Here is an 18,379-nt window from a genome sequence, read left to right on the forward strand (position 1 = left end):
CGGCAACCGAAGGGAAAAGGGCAGATGCGCAGATTTGGCAGGCAGCGGGAACAGGGTCGCAGATACGTGCTGCGGCCGGGCGCATATGCCGTTCTGATTCGTGGCCAAGACATGCTGATTACCCATCAGGCCGCGCCGTTCAACGAATTCCAGCTTCCCGGCGGTGGGATTGATCCGGGTGAATCCGGAATCGTGGCGCTATATCGTGAAGTGATGGAAGAAACGGGGTGGAAGATCGCCGCACCGAAACGACTGGGGGCGTATCGCCGGTTCAGTTATATGCCTGAATACGATCTGTGGGCCGAAAAAGTCTGCCACATCTTCACAGCTCGCCCAGTCCGACGGATCAGCGCGCCGTTAGAACCAGACCATCAAGCCATCTGGACCGATGTCGATACAGCCCTGCGCATTCTGTGCAACGAAGGCGATCGTCATTTTCTCCGCAATCACCTGCGATTGGGCTTGTAAGTGACCATCACGCAAGACAGATCATCACCCAGATCCTGCCCACCCGAAAACGCATCAAGATCCCAGACCAGCGCGTCAAACAAGGTCTCGTTCGTCAGCGCGCTGTTTTTCCTAAGAATGTCCGCAAATCCGGCCTCATCCAGCATAGTGCCAGTGTTGTCCGCACATTCGGTAAAGCCGTCCGAATAAAAAATCAGCCGCTCGCCGGGAGAAAGCGTCAGTTGCTGCCGATCAAATTGTGCATCTGTGATCAGTCCAATCGGCATCCCGCCGTTACCAAAGTAACGTACCTTGTTTTCGGTCGACAAACGCACGGCATTCGGATGACCGCATTGTGACAGTTCGACTGCGCCGGTGTTCAGGTCGAGATATCCGAACAGCATCGTAAAGTAGTGTTCAGACCGTAGGTCATTCAGCAGCAGTTTGTTCAGATCTTTGGCAACAACTTCGGGAGGGCGGCAGCGGTAGTCGCCGCCCGTCCCCCGTTCTAACGCGATGTTATGAGTAGGCGATCCGTCCGAGAAGTAAGACGCCAAACGCGCGGTCAGCAACGCAGATGCGATCCCATGCCCGGACACATCGATGGAATAGAATGCAAGCGTGTCGGGGCCGGCATCGAAAAATCCGACAAGATCACCGCCTACATGGCCACAGGGCTTCAACATCAATGACACTTCAGCCGACCCGAAATCGCGATATTTTTCACGCACCAGAGATTGCTGCATCTTGCGCGCTTCGACCAGATCGCGGTCCAACGAATCATACAATGCTTGAATTTCTGCTAGGGTCGATGTGACCAGCCGGTTCTTATCTTGCAGCTCCCGCTCCATCGACAGGATACGGCCACCTGCATTGATGCGCGCACGCAGTTCGTCCGGGTTTACGGGTTTAGCAAGGAAATCATCTGCCCCAACATCTAACCCCTGCGCCACAGCACCTTTATCTGTCTTGGAGGTCAGCAAAATGAAGTAGACATATCCCCCCCGTGGCATCTGCCGAAATGCGGCGCATAGCTCAAGCCCATCCATCCCTGGCATCATCCAGTCGCTGAGAATAAGGTCAAAATGGTCATGCCGGAGGATCTCCAGCGCTTCGTCTCCGGTTCCGGCTTCGGTCACATCATACCCTTGGCGGGTCAGGGACGAGGTCAGTATTCGACGCTGAGCACGGCTGTCGTCGACCACCAAAATCCGGCGCACCGGGTTCTCGACCACCTGAACAGGGGCCGCGGTTGGAGTTGGTTCATCACACCTTAGATATGCATTTGCGGCGCTCACACTTATATCCCGACCTAGGATTCTCTCTGTCAGAAATGGTTAGTGCTCATGTTTTAACAGCCATTTAACGGGAAAGCTTTATGCGTTCTTTGAAGCTTACTGCTTGTTAACCAGCCACGCGTAGTCTGCACAGATTAGGAAGGAGGTCTTGATGATCAACTGGACCCGCGTGAATGAGTTAAAGGCCGAAATCGGGGAGGATGACTTCGCCGAGGTGGCTGATCTATTTCTGGAAGAGGTGGAAGAGGTGATTTGCCGTCTGAAATCCACGCCAAAACCGGATTTATTCGAGCAGGACATGCATTTTCTGAAAAGCTCGTCATTGAATTTGGGATTTGATCAGCTGTCAAAACTGTGTGGCGAGGGCGAGCGGGAAGCGGCGGCTGGCAACTATGACGCTGTCCCATTGACCCCTGTATTTCAAACCTATGATGCGTCGAAACGGGCCTTTTTAAGCGGTGGTTAAAGCACGAATTCCGCGATGGTTTCGTCATTAGTGATATCAGAATAGACGAAGCCACCCGCGTCCAGTTGGGCATAGAGTGTTTCGAAGTTTTCGGGTTTACGGGTTTCGATACCAATAAGCACCGACCCGAAATTTCGCGCGCTTTTCTTCATGTATTCAAACCGTGCAATATCGTCCTCTGGCCCTAACGCCTCCAGAAAATCTCTAAGCGCACCCGGGCGCTGAGGAAGTCGCAGCAAGAAGTACTTTTTCAGGCCAGCATATCGTTGACTGCGCTCTTTCACCTCGGGCAAACGTTCGAAATCAAAGTTACCGCCTGAGGTCACGCAGACCACAGTTTTACCTTTCACTTCGTCACGCAGATCCTTCAATGCATCTATCGACAAAGCACCGGCGGGTTCCAACACCACGCCTTCGACGTTCAGCATTTGAAGTATCGTTGAACAGATGCGGTCTTCAGGCACTGTCAGAACATGATCAGTCGGAGTGGGTTTTAGCGCGTCAAATGTCAGCCGACCAATTTGGGCAACAGCGGCACCATCGACAAAATTGTTAACCCGATCCAGCTTGATCGGGACACCTGCTTGCAGCGCTGCGGTCAGGCTGGCAGCCCCGGCAGGTTCCACATATCTGATGCGTGTTTGGGGTGAAGCATCATGCAGATATTGGGTGACGCCAGCCGACAAACCACCACCGCCAACCGGCAACAACACCAAATCTGGCAAGCTTGACAGTTGTTCTACAATTTCAGCCGCAACGCTTGCCTGACCTTCGATCACATCAAGGTCGTCAAACGGCGACAGAAAATGCCCACCCGCGTCAGAGCAGAACCGCATCGCTTCGGCCAGAGTGTTGTCAAAATAGTCACCAACAAGGCGGATCTCGACATTATCGCCACCGAATATGCGCGTCTTGTCAATCTTCTGTTGTGGCGTCGTGACGGGCATGAAGATCACGCCGTTTACACCAAAATGGCGGCAAACAAACGCCACACCCTGCGCGTGATTTCCAGCCGATGCGCAAACAAACACATTCGTCTCGGGGGTCTTCGCCAAGACCTTAGCCATCGCATTCAGCGCACCGCGAATCTTATAGCTGCGCACCGGGCTAAGATCCTCGCGTTTCAACCAGATATCGGCCCCGTAAAGCTCGGACAGGTGATCGTTCCGCTGCAAGGGTGTTGCAGGAAACAGCGTGCGCATCAAGTGTTCGGCGCTGTGGGCTTTATCTGTAAACTTGGTCATTCAGTATGTCTGGATCACCCACCGACTATTGGCAAGGCTGATCCAGTGGCGACGCCTTGGAGGTGACAGCTTTCGCCCTTCGATGTAGTGACCGTAAATCGTGGTCACCAAGCTGATCGAAACGATCGAGAGGATCCGTTGGGCAATCATCATCAAGGGCAGCAAGAACATTGCGGCAAAAGCGGTCAGGAAACCCCAAAGAATAGCCTGGTATCGCCCTGACGGATCCTTGGGTCACGTTCCAAGCCGCTGAAAGGTCATGCCGCTACCCCAATGAGGGCGACACAAGCATCGGTGCAAGGCACGTCAAATCGACAATGGCCGCGAAAAAGCAGATGAAGAAGACGATAGCAACCAGAGTGATCTGCCCCGGGGCCGAGTCCGGGTTTTCACTTTACTGTAAGGTTTGTAGCAACAACGACCCAAACACTATTGCACCTGCTGGGAACAAAAAATGTCGGCCGCGGTTGGGACAAAAGCCGAAATCACATAACTGTTGGAGTTCGATCCGCGGAAACTTGGATCCAAGCCGTTACCAGCATGGTGATCAAGCCCAGCACGAGTTGAAAAATCACGCTGCCTTCTGTCTCGAATAACATAATATCCTGTGAGTTAGCCGTTGCCTAAAACGATTTGGCGGTCTTCAGTATCATCAGAACGACAAAGATCCGCATCGCGGCTCCCCATTTTCGTTCGACCATTCCGAAGGAAGGTTTCAACAAAGTGCAACTCTTATTCTCACTACCTCAAGCAGGTTTTTGTCAATCAAGCACATCTTTTTCGGCTCAGTAACACAATCGAAAACACAAACAAACTAATGCAAAACTTGCCCTAGGTTAAGAAACCCGATAAGCGCGCAGCGATATCTTCGAAAGGGAAAACAATGTCTGCGCCCAAGAAAGTTGTCCTGGCCTATTCCGGTGGTCTTGATACTTCGATTATTCTGAAATGGCTGCAAACCGAATATGGTTGCGAGGTGATCACCTTCACCGCTGACCTTGGTCAGGGTGAGGAACTGGACCCTGCCCGTAAAAAGGCTGAGATGCTGGGTATCAAGCCGGAAAACATTCATATAGAAGACCTGCGCGAAGAGTTTGTGCGGGACTATGTGTTCCCGATGTTTCGTGCAAATGCGCAGTACGAGGGGTTGTATTTGCTTGGCACCTCGATCGCACGCCCGTTGATCTCCAAGCGGCTGGTCGAAATTGCTGAAGAGCACGGCGCCGACGCGGTAAGCCATGGTGCCACCGGCAAAGGCAACGATCAGGTTCGGTTCGAACTGGCAGCCTATGCGCTCAACCCAGAAATTAAGGTGATTGCCCCATGGCGTGAATGGGATCTTGGCTCGCGGACCCGTCTTCTGGAGTTTGCCGAGCAGCATCAGATTCCGGTGGCAAAAGACAAGCGTGGCGAAGCGCCTTTCTCGGTTGATGCGAACCTTCTGCACACCTCGTCCGAAGGCAAGATCCTGGAAGACCCTGCCGAAGATGCGCCCGATTATGTTTACCAACGCACCGTGCACCCCGAAGACGCGCCTGACACGCCCGAGTTTATCGAAATTGGCTTTGAAAAAGGCGATGCGGTGTCGATCAACGGTGTGGACATGTCGCCCGCAACGGTCCTGACCGAACTGAACGAATACGGTCGCAAGCACGGCATTGGCCGTCTTGATCTGGTCGAAGGACGTTATGTCGGGATGAAATCGCGTGGAATCTATGAAACGCCCGGTGGCACCATTCTTTTGGACGCCCACCGCGGGATTGAATCGATCACCATGGACCGCGGTGCCATGCACCTGAAAGATGAGTTAATGCCGAAATACGCCGAGTTGATCTATAATGGCTACTGGTTCAGTCCTGAACGCGAGATGCTGCAAGCGGCCATTGACGCCAGCCAAGATCACGTGACCGGCACGGTTCGCATGAAGCTTTACAAAGGCCTTGCCCGCGTTGTGGGCCGTTGGTCGGATCATTCGCTTTACTCAGAGGAGCACGTTACGTTCGAGGAAGATATGGGCGCCTATGATCAGAAAGACGCCGCAGGTTTCATCCAGTTGAACGCGCTGCGTTTGAAACTGATCGCAATGCGCAACCGCCGTTTCAAGTAACCTCGCGCTACGTCATAGTAGACCGAAACTAAACGCCCCCGTATCAATCGGGGGCGTTTTTTTGTTTGGAGACCCTGATGCCACTGACCCCGATTGCCGAAAAGATCAAGCGCGGCCTGAAGAAGCGTCCCTTCGACGAAAGTCTGAAGCTTGATTGTGGTGATGATGGTGTCATCGTGTTGCAAGACGGCGCATTGTTGCGCGACAACATTGACACTACCTGCACGATCTCGATGACCCGTGACAATCTTGAAAAGCTTATGGCAGGGAAGCTCAACCCGGTCAGCGCCTTTGCGATGGGTAAGATTAAAGTATCCGGCGACGTTTCGATAGCAATGCGACTGGGGCAATTACTGAAAGGTTAATCAGAGCCTACTGCCGTCAAAAACGCATTAACTTCGGTCCAGCTTGGCATCGCACCTGCAGTGCCTTGGCGCGTGACCTGAATGGCTGATGCGGCTGATCCAAACTGGATGGCATCAGCGATGGTCATACCCCGATCCAAGGCAGCGACGGTGTTACCGATGAAACAATCACCCGCACCTGTAGTATCAACCGGATCGACTTTGAACGCGTCAACCGAGATGCTTTCCCCAGCCGCACCAATCCGCCACACCGCGCCATTCGCGCCTTTTGTGATCAGAAGATTGGGCACATCAAAGTCTTCGACTGCAGCGCCCAGCGCTTTGGAAAGCTGTTGCGCCTCAACCTCGTTCACGACGAGAAGATCAACGACCGGCAACATCTGGATCGCACGGGGCGCATCAAACGGGGCGGCGGAATAGACCACGAACATACCAAGCGCGCGGGCGGTTTGGGCAGCCTCAAGCGTCAGACCGGTTTCATTTTGCAAGATAAGATAGTCGCCCGGCCTGGCATCGCTAAGCGCTTCGTCGACTTGCGCCCCTGACACCTGTGAATTTGCGCCGGAATAGAGAATGATTAAATTCTCACCATCCGTATCAATACAGATGTTCGCGTGTCCGGTGGCCTCGGATACAGTGTTAACGTTCTCAGTATCGACACCCGCGTCAGACAGCTGAGCCTTGCACCATTGGCCTTCCGCACCGACCGCACCGATATGGCGGACCTGCGCGCCTGCGCGTGCAGCGGCGATGGACTGATTCGCGCCTTTCCCCCCCAACCCAACGCGATAGGACAAAGACGCAAGAGTTTCACCAGGGGTCGGCAGGTGATCCACTTCATAGAAGTGATCGATGTTAATGGAACCCAGATTAAAAATTGCCAATACGCCCTCCCGTTTTAGCACAGCCTATTGCGCTGGACAGCGATCACAAGGGAAAGCTAGGCTGGTCAACAGATACCCAGTGTTTATTCGGGAATATGAATTTGACTTTCTACTTGTATTCCATTGTATACCGTTTAAGTGAGCACTGAACGCGCCCTTAGCCTGGAGGCAACCATGACCACCAAGATCCAAGCAACTCTGATTCCCGGCGACGGTATCGGACCTGAAATCACCAAAGCCGTGACCGCCATTCTTGACCATATGGGCAGCCCATTCGAATGGGACGTGCAGCAAGCTGGTATGGCTGGCATCGACGCATCTGGCGATCCGCTCCCGCAAGACACCATTGACAGTATCCGCCGCACCAAACTGGCGCTGAAGGGTCCGTTGACCACTCCGGTCGGCGGTGGCTTCAAATCGATCAACCTGCAACTTCGCCAAGAGTTTGAGCTGTTCGCGAATGTGCGCCCCACCAAAACCATCAAGACCGATGGACGCTATGACAACATCGATATGGTGATCTTCCGCGAAAACCTGGAAGGGTATTACATCGCTGACGAAGGCTATCTGGAACATAACGGCGACCCGCAGGGCAAGGTTTATTCTACTGGTTATAACACCAAAGACGAAGCGCGCCGGATCACCCGCGCGGCGTTTGAATACGCTGTCGCCAACGGGCGCAAGAAGGTCACCATCGTGCACAAGGCCAACATTCTGAAACTGCTGTCCGGCATGTTTCTGGAGGAAGCGCGCGAGGTGGCGAAGGAATACGAGGGCCGCGTGGAGGTTGATGAACGCATCGTTGATGCCTGCGCGATGCAGATGGTGATGTATCCCGAAGCGTTTGACGTGATCGTCACCACCAACCTGTTTGGCGACATCCTATCAGACCTCGCCGCCGGTCTGGTCGGCGGTCTGGGCTTAGCCCCCGGCGCCAATATCGGCAAAGACGCTGCGATTTTCGAGGCGGTCCACGGCTCTGCCCCCGACATTGCCGGTCAGCAGAAAGCAAACCCCTGCGCCTTCCTGATGGCCGCTGGTCTGATGTTGGAACATGTGGGCCTGAATGCCGACGCAAACCGTCTGAAAAAAGCCGTGATAGAGACTGTTCAAGCCAAGGACCGCGTGACCCCGGATCTGGGCGGCACGGGTAACACCATGTCGATTGCCGATGCAATTATGGACCGTCTTTAAGCGCAATTGACGCGCCTCAAAGACAGCAAATCCCAAACATGCGAGCCTGCAAGAAGGAGGCTCGCATGACCGAACTGATCAGCGTGACAAATGACACCGTCGAGAAACACGGCTTTTTCTGCAAGATGAGCGCGCGCAAGACCAGCGCGTGGAAGCGGAAGCGCGCATGGCTGGCTGACCGGTTTTCAGAAGGGCTGCAACTGCGCCTGCTGGGTGACGGCGAGCGCGGATTTGTCGAATTCATCCCGGCCAAATACGCTTGGCGCGGTATCGATAACGCCGATGATCTGGTCGCCATCCATTGCCTTTGGGTTGTCGGCAAAAGCAAGGGCAAAGGCCACGCGAAGCGGCTGCTCGACGAGGTTGAGGCATGGGCGAAAGACAACGGCTATCGCGGCGTGACCACGCTGACCCGAACTGGGAACTGGCTGATCGACAAGAAAATACTCGCGGGACGTGGCTATACCTCGGTCGATCAGGCGGACCCCGATTTTGACCTGATGCTGAACTCATTTGAAGATAACCCAGCGCCTCGCATAGTTGGTCACTTTGACGAAAAAGCCGCATCCTGCGGTTCCGGCCTGACCGTGTTTCACAGCGCGCAATGCCCGTATCTGGAAGACGCTGTCTGCAACGCAAAAGATGCGGCAGACGAAGCCGGACTACCATTTCAAGCCATCGAACTCACCACCGCTGAGGAGCTTCGGAAGAAAGCCCCCAACCCCTATGTCGTGTTTTCCATCGTCCATGACGGACGCGAGATCGCCAGCCACTACCTGCTGAAAAAACAGATCATGCCGATGCTTGCGTTATCATAGCCGAAATCCGCCCCCTACTCCCGCAAGCCCCTTTGTTTTCGTGGCAATCTTGTGTATGTGGGTGGGGAAATTTCACCAATCACCGCATCGGGGCGCTGTCCCTTCGGTGAAGCCTTCCGCGAAAAAAGAGGTGTCCTGACATGACCGATACATCGCAACCAGACATTCTGTATACCATCGTAGACGAAGCGCCCGAGCTGGCCAGCGCCTCGTTCCTGCCGATCATCAAGCGTTTTGCGTCGGCGGCCGGTGTGACCGTCGGCACCAAAGACATCTCGCTTGCCGCGCGCATCATCTCGGCGTTCCCGGAATACCTGACCGAAGCCCAGCGCCAACCCGATGACCTTGCAGAGCTTGGAAAGCTGGTGAAAACGCCAGACGCGAACGTAATCAAGCTGCCCAACATCTCGGCCTCGGTCCCGCAGCTTGTTGCCGCAGTCGAGGAGCTTCAGGCACAAGGCTATGCCCTGCCCGACTATCCCGAAGAACCCAAAACCGACGACGAAAAGGCCATCCGCGCGCGCTATGATGCGATCAAGGGATCTGCCGTGAACCCGGTTCTGCGCGAAGGCAACTCAGACCGCCGCGCGGCCAAGGCGGTAAAGAACTTTGCCCAGAACAACCCGCACTCGATGGGCGATTGGTCGTCAGACAGCAAGACCAAGGTTTCGTCCATGCCGGACAACGATTTCTATGCCAATGAGAAATCGGCCACCATCACCGCCGATCAGGCAGGTAACGCAAAGATCGAGTTTGTCGGCAAGGATGGCAGCGTTACGGTTCTGAAGGACGGCTGGACGCTGGACGAAGGCACCATCGCGGACGCCACCTTCATGTCAGCCCGCGCGCTGGGCGCCTTCCTGGCGGACGCGATCGAGGACACCAAGAAAGACGGCACCATGTTCTCGCTTCACATGAAGGCGACCATGATGAAGGTCTCGGACCCGATCATCTTCGGTCACGCGGTGAAAGCTTGGCTGGCCCCGGTGTTCGAAAAATTCGGCGACAAGCTGGAGGCGCTGGGCGTCAACCCGAACTCCGGCATGGGCGACCTGCTGGAACGTGTCGAAGGCGACGCCGAGATCATGTCCGCCATCGACGCCCTGACTGCTGAGCGTCCCGCCATGTATATGGTCGACAGTGATAAAGGCATCACCAACCTGCATGTGCCGTCGGACGTAATCATCGACGCCTCAATGCCCGCCGTGATCCGCGCGGGCGGCAAGGGTTGGGACGCGGCTGGCAAGAAAGGCGACACCAATTGCGTGATCCCCGACCGCTGCTACGCGACCGTCTATGACGAGACGATCAACTTCTTCAAGGAAAACGGCAAGCTGGACGTGACCACCGCAGGCGCCGTTGCAAATGTGGGTTTGATGGCGCAGAAAGCCGAGGAATACGGCTCGCACCCCACCACGTTCGAGGCGCCTGCCGATGGCACCATCCGCATCGTATTGGCAAGCGGCGACACGCTGCATTCGCATGACGTTGAGGCCGGTGATATCTGGCGCGCTTGCACCGTGAAGAAGGCTCCGATTGAAAACTGGATCGAGCTTGCGATGGACCGTCAGCGCCTGACCGGTTCGGAAGCGATCTTCTGGCTGGACGCGAACCGCGCCCATGACGCCGAGCTGATCAAATATGTGAAGCCAGCGCTTGAAAAAGCCGGTGTGGCGGACAAGTTCCAGATCATGGCGCCGCGCGAAGCGACCCGCCAATCACTGGAAACCATCACGGCGGGCAAGGATTCGATTGCCATCACCGGCAACGTGCTGCGCGACTATCTGACCGACCTGTTCCCAATTTTGGAGCTTGGCACCTCGGCCAAGATGCTGTCGATCGTGAAACTGATGCAGGGCGGCGGGCTGTTTGAAACAGGTGCCGGTGGCTCTGCCCCCAAGCACGTTCAGCAGTTGGTCGAAGAAAACCACCTGCGCTGGGATTCGATGGGTGAGTTCTGCGCGCTTGGCGAAAGTCTGAATTTCCTTGCTGACGCAAAAGGCAACGCCAAAGCCGGTGTTCTGGGTCGGGCGGCCGAAGATGCCACGCAGGGTATTCTGGACAACAACCGCTCTCCCTCGCGCAAAGTGGGTGAGCCGGACAACCGCGACAGCCACTATTGGTTTGCGCGTTACTGGGCCGAAGCACTGGCTGCGCAAACAGTCGACGCCGAGATTGCGGCTGAGTTTGCACCGGTGGCAAAAGCTCTGGCCGATGGTGAAAGTACCATCTTGGCTGAAATCGCAGCCGCCCAAGGCCCAGCGGCTGACATCGGGGGTTATTACCATCCGAGCGTCGAGAAGAAAGCAAAGGTGATGCGGCCCAGCGCGACGCTGAATGCCATCATCGGCTAACGTTACTGACAAAAATATAAATGCACCCCGTCATTTTGTGGCGGGGTGTTTTCTTTTCTCTATCAGTCCTGGGTCAGCACGTTGGCGCGCAGTAGCTCATCACGATCAGGAAACCAAATGGACCTGTTCGGACTATCGTAGATGCGGGCCGCAAATCCTTCGGTGACGCCCTGCTGAACAAAAAAGGACCTATCGCGCTCCTGCTCGTTTTCGATATCGAACTGCGGCAGTTTGGCTGCGTCCATTAACGCGTAGCCATGAAAGCCCAACTGCGCACCTGAATCAGCGGTGCGTCTTGTCCCGGCTATAAAAACGATCGTGCAGGCCGAGCTGCAATTTTCACCCACATGAGTATCTAACTGGGCTGAAATGATCAGTTTTGCCAACCCTCGTGCCTCGAATATATTGCCGCCAGAGCTGTTTAGGTGAAAAGTGTTAAGACCTTTATCGTCACTCAGTATTGACGCCATCCGCTTGGTGACACCATGGGTCAACGTGCCATTGAACATTACTGCATTCTGGGTCTTGTCGACGGTCAGTTCATATTGCGCGGCGCGCATCCGGTCCATCTTTGCTGAATACAGTTCTTCTTCTGGTAGGGCATTGGCAGCCAGCACCAAACCCCACCACTGCGCCAACATCACCGAAATGGCAACAATCAATGCGATAATTCCACCCCACAGCGGCAGCATCGAGCTGGACCCTGACAGGTTATGTTCTGCCGCCCGAAAGTACCCGACAGACTGCCAGATCAGAATAGTCAGATCGCCGGCAATCGCAGCGAACAGAAAAGCTTTGGGCAAAGGTTGCGCCCAAGTCAGCAAGGCAAGGGAGCCAAAGACACACAGGCGCAACAGAACCCCGCTTACCCAGAACGATTGGTTCAGGGGGTGTTGTCCGCGCCAATGGGTCGTCAGATATCTCATGCCCCACGATAAGGGCACGAGACAAAGACGGTCAAATTGCGGATCCTAGCTTTCGCCCAACCGTGCTGCCGCCAACACCGCCATGTTCAGAATATCATTCGACGTCGAGTTAGTTGAACAAATCTGGATCGGCTGATCAATGCCCGACAGGATCGGGCCAATCACCGTCGCGCCTGCCATTTCCTGCATCAGCTTGACCGAGATCGATGCCGAATGCCGCGCTGGAACCACCAAAACATTCGCAGGGCCCGACAGGCGGCAGAACGGATATTGCGCCAACACATCGGCGTTCAGAGCGACATCGGCGGTCATCTCGCCGTCAAACTCGAAATCAACGCCACGCTTCTCCAGAATCGCAGGCGCTTCGTGCATTTTTTCAGCCCGCTCCGACACCGGATAGCCGAAGGTCGAGAAGCTGACGAAGGCCACGCGTGGCTCAAGCCCCAGACCGCGCGCCACAGCGGCGGCACGCTCGGCGATATTTGCCAAGTCGTCCGCTTCGGGCCATTCATGGACCAGCGTATCGGCAATTAGAACGATCCGTCCTTTGTTCAATACAGCGGTGACGCCTGCGGCGCCATCCGTGGCGCGGGCGTCAAAAACGTGGTTGATCCGATCCAAAATATAGGCCGACTTACGTGTGGCCCCGGTGATCAATCCATCCCCATGGCCATGCGCCAGCATCAGAGAGGCAAAGACATGCCGGTCACGCGCGGCCAGCCGGTGAATGTCATGGCGGTCAAAGCCGTTGCGCTGCAAGCGCTCATACAAAAAGTCTTTATACTGATCCATATGGTCGGTGTTCGCGGCATTGACCACACGCAGCTCGCGCACTGCATCCCCCAGCCCCTCGGCCTCCAGCTTTGCTTTCACATCCTCTTCTCGGCCAACCACCAACGCGCGGCCATAGCCGTTACGCTGATATTGAACCGCTGCCCGCAGCACCTGTGGTGTATCGCCTTCAGCAAACACCATTGTCGCCTGATTCTTGCGCGCCCGTGCTGTGATCCCGCGCAGGATCGAGGCGGTCGGATCCATTCGCGCCTTGAGGCTTTGTTCATAGCCATCCATGTCGATGATTGGTCGGCGCGCAACGCCCGTGTCCATCCCAGCACGTGCAACCGCAGGCGGCACGACATAGATCAAGCGCGGATCAAAAGGCGTAGGGATGATGTAATCGCGCCCGAAGGTCAGCTTCTTACCGTAAGCCATCGCAACTTCGTCCGGCACATCTTCGCGCGCAAGCTCGGCCAGCGCGCGGGCGCAAGCGATCTTCATTTCATCGTTGATGGCCCGTGCGTTGATGTCTAACGCACCGCGAAACAAGTATGGAAAGCCCAACACGTTGTTCACTTGGTTGGGGTAGTCCGACCGGCCGGTGGCAACGATCGCGTCATTGCGCACCTCATGCGCCTCTTCCGGCGTGATTTCGGGATCCGGGTTGGCCATCGCGAAAATTACCGGATTATCAGCCATCGAGGCGACCATATCCTGCGTCACAGCCCCCTTGACCGAAACGCCAAGGAACACATCTGCGCCGCTCATCACCTCTTCCAGTGTGCGCAGGTCGGTATTGGCGGCGTGGGCGGATTTCCATTGGTTCATGCCATCCTTGCGGCCCTGATAGATAACGCCTTTCGTGTCGCAAACGATGCAATTGTCATGCTTTGCGCCCATCGCTTTGATCAATTCGATACAGGCGATCCCAGCCGCTCCGGCCCCGTTCAATACGATCCGGCAATCTTCGATTTTCTTGCCGGAAAGATGCAGTGCGTTCATCAGACCTGCCGCGCAGATCACCGCCGTGCCATGCTGGTCGTCATGAAAGACGGGAATGTCCATTTCTTCTTTCAAGCGCTGCTCGATAATGAAACATTCGGGCGCTTTGATGTCCTCAAGGTTGATGCCGCCAAAGGTCGGACCCATCAGTTTCACGGCGTTGATGAAGGCCTCGGGATCTTCGGTATCCAACTCAATATCAATCGAGTTCACGTCGGCAAAGCGCTTGAATAGAACGGCCTTGCCTTCCATCACAGGTTTCGACGCCAGCGCACCAAGGTTGCCCAACCCCAGAACCGCCGTCCCGTTCGAGATCACAGCCACCAGATTGCCCTTGTTTGTATAGTCATACGCCGTCTGTGGATCAGCGGCGATCGACTCGCATGGCACAGCAACACCGGGGCTGTAGGCCAGTGACAAATCACGTTGCGTAGTCATCGGAACCGAGGGGGTAACCTCAAACTTGCCGGGCATAGGGTCCAGATGGAAGGCAAGCGCCTCTTCCGAAGTGATTTTAGCTTTGGGCATTGGGGCGGCCTTTGTTAAATGATCGTTGTCGGGCAAAGCCTTACAGGGCGTTGGCAGCGGCCTCAACCACTATTGGCGAAATTTTATGTCTTCTGTGTTATTTTTTACGTAATTTTAATGCGCGAAAAGTGCCAGCAGCCGCAACAACAGGAATTTCGACTTGCTCCTAGCGTCGACATCATTCGCTCGTGCTTTTTGGCCCGATCCGGCCTATACCTCGGCCAAGGGTCAAGAGGTTTCACGTGGCACAAAAGATCTTACTCACAGGCGGTGCGGGGTTCATTGGATCTCATACATATGTCGCGCTGAAAAATGCGGGCTTTGATGCGGTCATCCTGGACAACTTTTCAAACGCGCGGCGCGATGTAACGGACCGGCTAGAGGTAATCACCGGCACGCCCGTAACCTGCATTGAAGGTGATGTACTGAGCGAGTCATTGCTGGACCGTATTTTCGCCGATCACGACATCGCCGCTGTCATTCACTTCGCGGCACAGAAGGCGGTGGGGGAAAGTGTCGAAAAGCCGCTGGAATATCTGAATACCAACATAGCCGGGCTGTATGCCCTGCTAAGGTCGATGCGGCGCGCCGAAGTGTTCAGGTTGGTCTTTTCGTCTTCGGCCACGGTCTATGGCCAACCCGACCATCTGCCGGTCAACGAGACCGCGGGGCGCAGTTTCAATAACCCCTATGGCTTTACCAAGCTGGTCTGCGAACAATCGTTAGAACAGATCGCCGCATCAGATGACCGCTGGGCCTTTGGGGTGTTGCGCTATTTTAATCCGGTGGGCGCACATGAAACCGGCCTGATCGGCGAAGACCCAAATGACATTCCGAACAACCTTGTCCCCTATATCGCCAAGGTCGCGACCGGAGAGTTGGCTCGGCTTTCCGTCTGGGGCAACGATTACGACACGCCTGACGGCACCGGCATTCGCGACTATATCCATGTGATGGATTTGGCGAAAGGCCATGTGCAATCACTTGATGCGCTGCTGACGTCGGGAGCGGGGCACGTGGTAAATCTTGGCACCGGTACCGGTTACTCAGTGCTTGAGGTGTTGCAAGCCTATGAACGAGCCTGTGGCCACACGCTACCTTACCGGATCGCGCCGCGCCGCGCCGGCGATGTCGCCTGTGTTTACGGTGATACCCGGTTGGCCAAACAAATCCTGGGTTTCAAGGCGGAATTGGGTCTGGATGAGATGTGCGCGTCAAGCTGGAACTGGGTCGCGCGTCGCAAAAACACCTGATGCCCCTTTCGTCCGGGAAGTGAAGGCCATAGTCTGTCGCAAACCGGATCAGGGGGATCGAAGGTGAGCGATAAGACGGCCAAAGTCACGCCGATGATGGCGCAGTTTCTTGAGATCAAGAAAGGCTATCCCGACGCGCTTCTGTTCTATCGCATGGGCGACTTTTACGAGCTGTTCTTCGACGACGCCGTTGCCGCCGCCGCCGCGCTGGACATCGCACTGACCAAGCGCGGCAAGCATCTGGACCAGGACATTCCGATGTGCGGCGTGCCTGTTCATTCTGCCGAAGGTTATCTTCTGACCCTGATCCGCAAAGGGTTCCGCGTCGCCGTTTGCGAACAGATGGAAAACCCGGCCGAGGCCAAGAAGCGTGGCGCAAAATCCGTGGTGAAGCGTGACGTTGTTCGGCTGGTCACACCCGGCACATTGACCGAGGAAAGCCTGCTGGACGCACGCCGCCATAACTTCCTCGCAGCTTATAACGAAGTGCGCGATGACGCAGCGCTGGCGTGGGTCGATATCTCGACGGGTGCGTTTCGCGTGATGCCCTGCAATCGCACGCGACTGTCCCCCGAACTGGCCCGTTTGGCCCCGCGCGAATTGGTGGTCTGTGACGATCTCAGCGCGGAATTGGATGAATTAGTCTCTGAATCCGGCGCGGCTGGCACCGATTTGGGGCGGGCAGCCTTCGACAGCACCAGCGCGGAAAAACGTCTGTTGGAGCTGTTCAAGGTCGGATCCCTGGACGCCTTTGGCACCTTCTCTCGTGCCGAGATTGGCGCGATGGGCGCCATCGTCGAATACCTCGACATCACGCAGAAAGGGAAACTGCCGCTGCTGCGTCCTCCGGTTCGCGAAATGGCACATGGCACGATGCAAATCGACGCCGCCACCCGGCGCAATCTGGAGCTGACTCACAGCTTGTCCGGCGGGCGGGACGGGTCGCTGTTGTCCGTGGTCGACCGGACCGCGACGGCAGGTGGCGGCCGGCTGCTGGAGCGGCGACTGTCCAGCCCCTCTTGCGATCTGGCGGAGATCCGTGCGCGGCTGGATGGCGTGACATTCTTCAAAGAGGCATCTCGGTTGACCGAAGATGTCCGGGCCGCGCTGCGCAAGGTGCCCGACATCGACCGCGCCTTGTCGCGCCTTGGATTGGATCGTGGCGGTCCACGCGATCTGGTCGCAATTCGCAGCGGGGTCGCCGCGGCGGCAGACATCGCCACGATGCTTTCGGATCAGGATTTGCCCGACAATCTTTCCGGCGCAGCAAGCGCGCTGACCGGGCATGACGCACTATCTCACCTTTTGAATGAGGCCCTGGTCACAGAGCCGCCCCTTCTGGTCCGCGACGGCGGGTTCATCGCGCCGGGGTACGACCCTGATCTGGACGAAGCGCGTCAACTTCGCGACGAGGGGCGCGGCGTGATCGCGGGTATGCAGGCGCAATATGCGGAACATACCGGCATCAGCAGTCTGAAGATCAAGCACAACAATGTGCTTGGCTATTTCATCGAGACAACCGCCACCCACGCGCAGAAGATGCTCGGCGCGCCACTGTCAGAACACTATATTCATCGTCAAACCACCGCCAATGCGGTGCGGTTCACCACGGTCGCGCTCAGCGATATGGAAACCAAAATTCTGAACGCAGGAAATCGGGCGCTGGAGATCGAAAAGCGTCTCTATTCGACCTTGGTTGCGGAAGTATTGACCCAAGCCACCGAGATCGCGAACACCGCCCGCGCCTTGGCTGAGCTGGATGTGGCGGCAGGTTTTGCAACGCTCGCTCGGTCTGAAAACTGGACCGCGCCGAAAGTGGATGACAGCCGCGTCTTCGATGTGCAGGCCGGGCGCCACCCCGTGGTCGAAGCCGCATTGAAGCGGTCCGGCGATCCATTCGTCGCCAATGATTGTCGTTTGTCCGACGGTGAGCGAGATGCCGATATCTGGCTGCTGACCGGTCCCAATATGGCCGGTAAGTCGACCTTTCTACGGCAGAACGCATTGATCGCCCTATTGGGACAGAGCGGCAGTTATGTACCTGCGAAGTCTGCCCATATTGGCATTGTGTCACAATTGTTCAGCCGCGTTGGTGCATCGGACGACTTGGCACGCGGGCGCTCGACCTTCATGGTGGAAATGGTTGAAACCGCCGCAATTCTGAACCAAGCCAACGACAGGGCGCTGGTCATACTGGACGAAATCGGACGCGGCACCGCTACCTATGACGGCTTGTCGATTGCCTGGGCCACGCTGGAACATCTGCACGATGTAAACCAATGTCGTGCCCTGTTCGCCACACATTATCACGAGATGACGCAGCTTGCCGCCAAGCTGGAAGGCGTGGAAAACGCAACAATCGCCGTGAAAGAGTGGGAGGGCGACGTCGTCTTCCTGCACGAGGTGCGCAAAGGCGCGGCGGACCGGTCCTATGGGGTTCAGGTCGCCAAGTTGGCCGGCCTGCCAGACAGCGTAATCGCCCGCGCCAACACGGTTCTGGAGGCGCTGGAAAAAGGCGAGCGCGAAGGCACCGGGCAAAAGGCCGTGATCGACGATCTTCCCTTGTTTGCGGCCACACCCGCTCCGGTGCAAACCGTCGCATGTGGCCCGTCAGACGTCGAGCTGACCCTGGCCGACATTCAACCCGACGGGCTAAGCCCGATAGAGGCGTTGAACCTGCTTTATCAGCTTAAGGAAAAACTAGGCGGCCAATAGA

Annotated in this window: 14 protein-coding genes; 9 read left to right on the forward strand and 5 right to left on the reverse strand. The window is 56.2% G+C overall.

All coding sequences use genetic code 11. The annotated features are described in order from the left end of the window. The first annotated feature begins 24 nt into the window (after positions 1-24). Positions 25-468 (forward strand): NUDIX hydrolase, encoded by a 444-nt coding sequence (locus MWU51_RS13710; protein WP_247037986.1) that lies wholly within the window; start codon positions 25-27, stop codon positions 466-468. On the opposite strand, the gene MWU51_RS13715 is transcribed toward MWU51_RS13710, so the two are convergent. Then, complete coding sequence (locus MWU51_RS13715; protein ID WP_247037988.1) at positions 447-1,745, reverse strand: SpoIIE family protein phosphatase; 1,299 nt, start codon at positions 1,743-1,745, stop codon at positions 447-449. The genes MWU51_RS13710 and MWU51_RS13715 overlap by 22 nt on opposite strands. A 151-nt stretch (positions 1,746-1,896) precedes the next feature. On the opposite strand from MWU51_RS13715, the gene MWU51_RS13720 reads away from it, so the two are divergent. Next, positions 1,897-2,211: an Hpt domain-containing protein gene (locus MWU51_RS13720; RefSeq protein WP_247037990.1), complete on the forward strand. Its 315-nt coding sequence runs from the start codon at positions 1,897-1,899 to the stop codon at positions 2,209-2,211. Here MWU51_RS13720 and ilvA read toward each other — a convergent pair. Beyond that, positions 2,208-3,455 carry a threonine ammonia-lyase IlvA gene (gene ilvA / locus MWU51_RS13725; RefSeq protein WP_247037992.1) on the reverse strand — a complete coding sequence of 416 codons (1,248 nt, stop codon included), beginning with the start codon at positions 3,453-3,455 and terminating at the stop codon, positions 2,208-2,210. The two genes, MWU51_RS13720 and ilvA, sit on opposite strands and share 4 nt — an antisense overlap. Before the next feature lie 883 nt (positions 3,456-4,338). On the opposite strand from ilvA, the gene MWU51_RS13730 reads away from it, so the two are divergent. Next, positions 4,339-5,562, forward strand: a complete 1,224-nt coding sequence (locus tag MWU51_RS13730; RefSeq protein WP_247037994.1) for an argininosuccinate synthase — start codon at positions 4,339-4,341, stop codon at positions 5,560-5,562. A 77-nt stretch (positions 5,563-5,639) separates the two neighbouring features. After that, positions 5,640-5,927 (forward strand): SCP2 sterol-binding domain-containing protein, encoded by a 288-nt coding sequence (locus MWU51_RS13735; RefSeq protein WP_247037996.1) that lies wholly within the window; start codon positions 5,640-5,642, stop codon positions 5,925-5,927. Here the strand turns inward: MWU51_RS13735 and MWU51_RS13740 are convergent. Next, the gene (locus MWU51_RS13740) at positions 5,924-6,811 is read right to left on the reverse strand and encodes a ribokinase (RefSeq protein ID WP_247037998.1); all 888 of its coding nucleotides are present in this window, start codon (positions 6,809-6,811) and stop codon (positions 5,924-5,926) included. The genes MWU51_RS13735 and MWU51_RS13740 overlap by 4 nt on opposite strands. Positions 6,812-6,985: 174 nt before the next feature. On the opposite strand from MWU51_RS13740, the gene MWU51_RS13745 reads away from it, so the two are divergent. The 3 genes from MWU51_RS13745 to MWU51_RS13755 all read left to right on the forward strand — a co-directional run bounded on the left by MWU51_RS13745 (position 6,986) and on the right by MWU51_RS13755 (position 11,177). Next, entirely contained in the window at positions 6,986-8,005 is a 1,020-nt protein-coding gene (locus tag MWU51_RS13745) for an isocitrate/isopropylmalate family dehydrogenase (protein WP_247038000.1), read from the forward strand. A 65-nt stretch (positions 8,006-8,070) separates the two neighbouring features. Beyond that, positions 8,071-8,823 carry a GNAT family N-acetyltransferase gene (locus MWU51_RS13750; RefSeq protein WP_247038002.1) on the forward strand — a complete coding sequence of 251 codons (753 nt, stop codon included), beginning with the start codon at positions 8,071-8,073 and terminating at the stop codon, positions 8,821-8,823. Between the two features lie 140 nt (positions 8,824-8,963). Continuing rightward, a complete protein-coding gene (locus MWU51_RS13755; RefSeq protein WP_247038004.1) occupies positions 8,964-11,177 on the forward strand; it encodes an NADP-dependent isocitrate dehydrogenase in 2,214 nt (737 codons plus the stop codon). A 62-nt stretch (positions 11,178-11,239) separates the two neighbouring features. On the opposite strand, the gene MWU51_RS13760 is transcribed toward MWU51_RS13755, so the two are convergent. Together MWU51_RS13760 and MWU51_RS13765 are read right to left on the reverse strand one after the other, a co-directional pair. Then, positions 11,240-11,869: a hypothetical protein gene (locus MWU51_RS13760; protein WP_247038005.1), complete on the reverse strand. Its 630-nt coding sequence runs from the start codon at positions 11,867-11,869 to the stop codon at positions 11,240-11,242. A 279-nt stretch (positions 11,870-12,148) separates the two neighbouring features. Beyond that, a complete protein-coding gene (locus MWU51_RS13765; RefSeq protein ID WP_247038007.1) occupies positions 12,149-14,410 on the reverse strand; it encodes an NADP-dependent malic enzyme in 2,262 nt (753 codons plus the stop codon). A gap of 242 nt (positions 14,411-14,652) precedes the next feature. Here MWU51_RS13765 and galE point away from each other — a divergent pair, with 242 nt between their 5' ends. Further along, positions 14,653-15,663, forward strand: a complete 1,011-nt coding sequence (gene galE / locus MWU51_RS13770) for a UDP-glucose 4-epimerase GalE (protein WP_247038009.1) — start codon at positions 14,653-14,655, stop codon at positions 15,661-15,663. Positions 15,664-15,756: 93 nt separating this feature from the next. Continuing rightward, positions 15,757-18,378 carry a DNA mismatch repair protein MutS gene (gene mutS, locus MWU51_RS13775; protein WP_247038856.1) on the forward strand — a complete coding sequence of 874 codons (2,622 nt, stop codon included), beginning with the start codon at positions 15,757-15,759 and terminating at the stop codon, positions 18,376-18,378. Position 18,379: the final 1 nt, after the last annotated feature.

It is taken from the genome of Aliiroseovarius sp. F47248L (genome assembly GCF_023016085.1).
Taxonomy (GTDB): Bacteria; Pseudomonadota; Alphaproteobacteria; order Rhodobacterales; family Rhodobacteraceae; genus Aliiroseovarius.

What these genes read in the sequence shown, in the direction of transcription:
- MWU51_RS13710 (WP_247037986.1), top strand. Translation starts at nt 25, where the DNA reads ATGCGCAGATTTGGCAGGCAGCGGGAACAGGGTCGCAGATACGTGCTG.
- MWU51_RS13720 (WP_247037990.1), top strand. Translation starts at nt 1,897, where the DNA reads ATGATCAACTGGACCCGCGTGAATGAGTTAAAGGCCGAAATCGGGGAG.
- ilvA (WP_247037992.1), bottom strand. Translation starts at nt 3,455, where the DNA reads ATGACCAAGTTTACAGATAAAGCCCACAGCGCCGAACACTTGATGCGC.
- MWU51_RS13730 (WP_247037994.1), top strand. Translation starts at nt 4,339, where the DNA reads ATGTCTGCGCCCAAGAAAGTTGTCCTGGCCTATTCCGGTGGTCTTGAT.
- MWU51_RS13735 (WP_247037996.1), top strand. Translation starts at nt 5,640, where the DNA reads ATGCCACTGACCCCGATTGCCGAAAAGATCAAGCGCGGCCTGAAGAAG.
- MWU51_RS13745 (WP_247038000.1), top strand. Translation starts at nt 6,986, where the DNA reads ATGACCACCAAGATCCAAGCAACTCTGATTCCCGGCGACGGTATCGGA.
- MWU51_RS13750 (WP_247038002.1), top strand. Translation starts at nt 8,071, where the DNA reads ATGACCGAACTGATCAGCGTGACAAATGACACCGTCGAGAAACACGGC.
- MWU51_RS13755 (WP_247038004.1), top strand. Translation starts at nt 8,964, where the DNA reads ATGACCGATACATCGCAACCAGACATTCTGTATACCATCGTAGACGAA.
- MWU51_RS13760 (WP_247038005.1), bottom strand. Translation starts at nt 11,869, where the DNA reads ATGCTGCCGCTGTGGGGTGGAATTATCGCATTGATTGTTGCCATTTCG.
- MWU51_RS13765 (WP_247038007.1), bottom strand. Translation starts at nt 14,410, where the DNA reads ATGCCCAAAGCTAAAATCACTTCGGAAGAGGCGCTTGCCTTCCATCTG.
- mutS (WP_247038856.1), top strand. Translation starts at nt 15,757, where the DNA reads ATGATGGCGCAGTTTCTTGAGATCAAGAAAGGCTATCCCGACGCGCTT.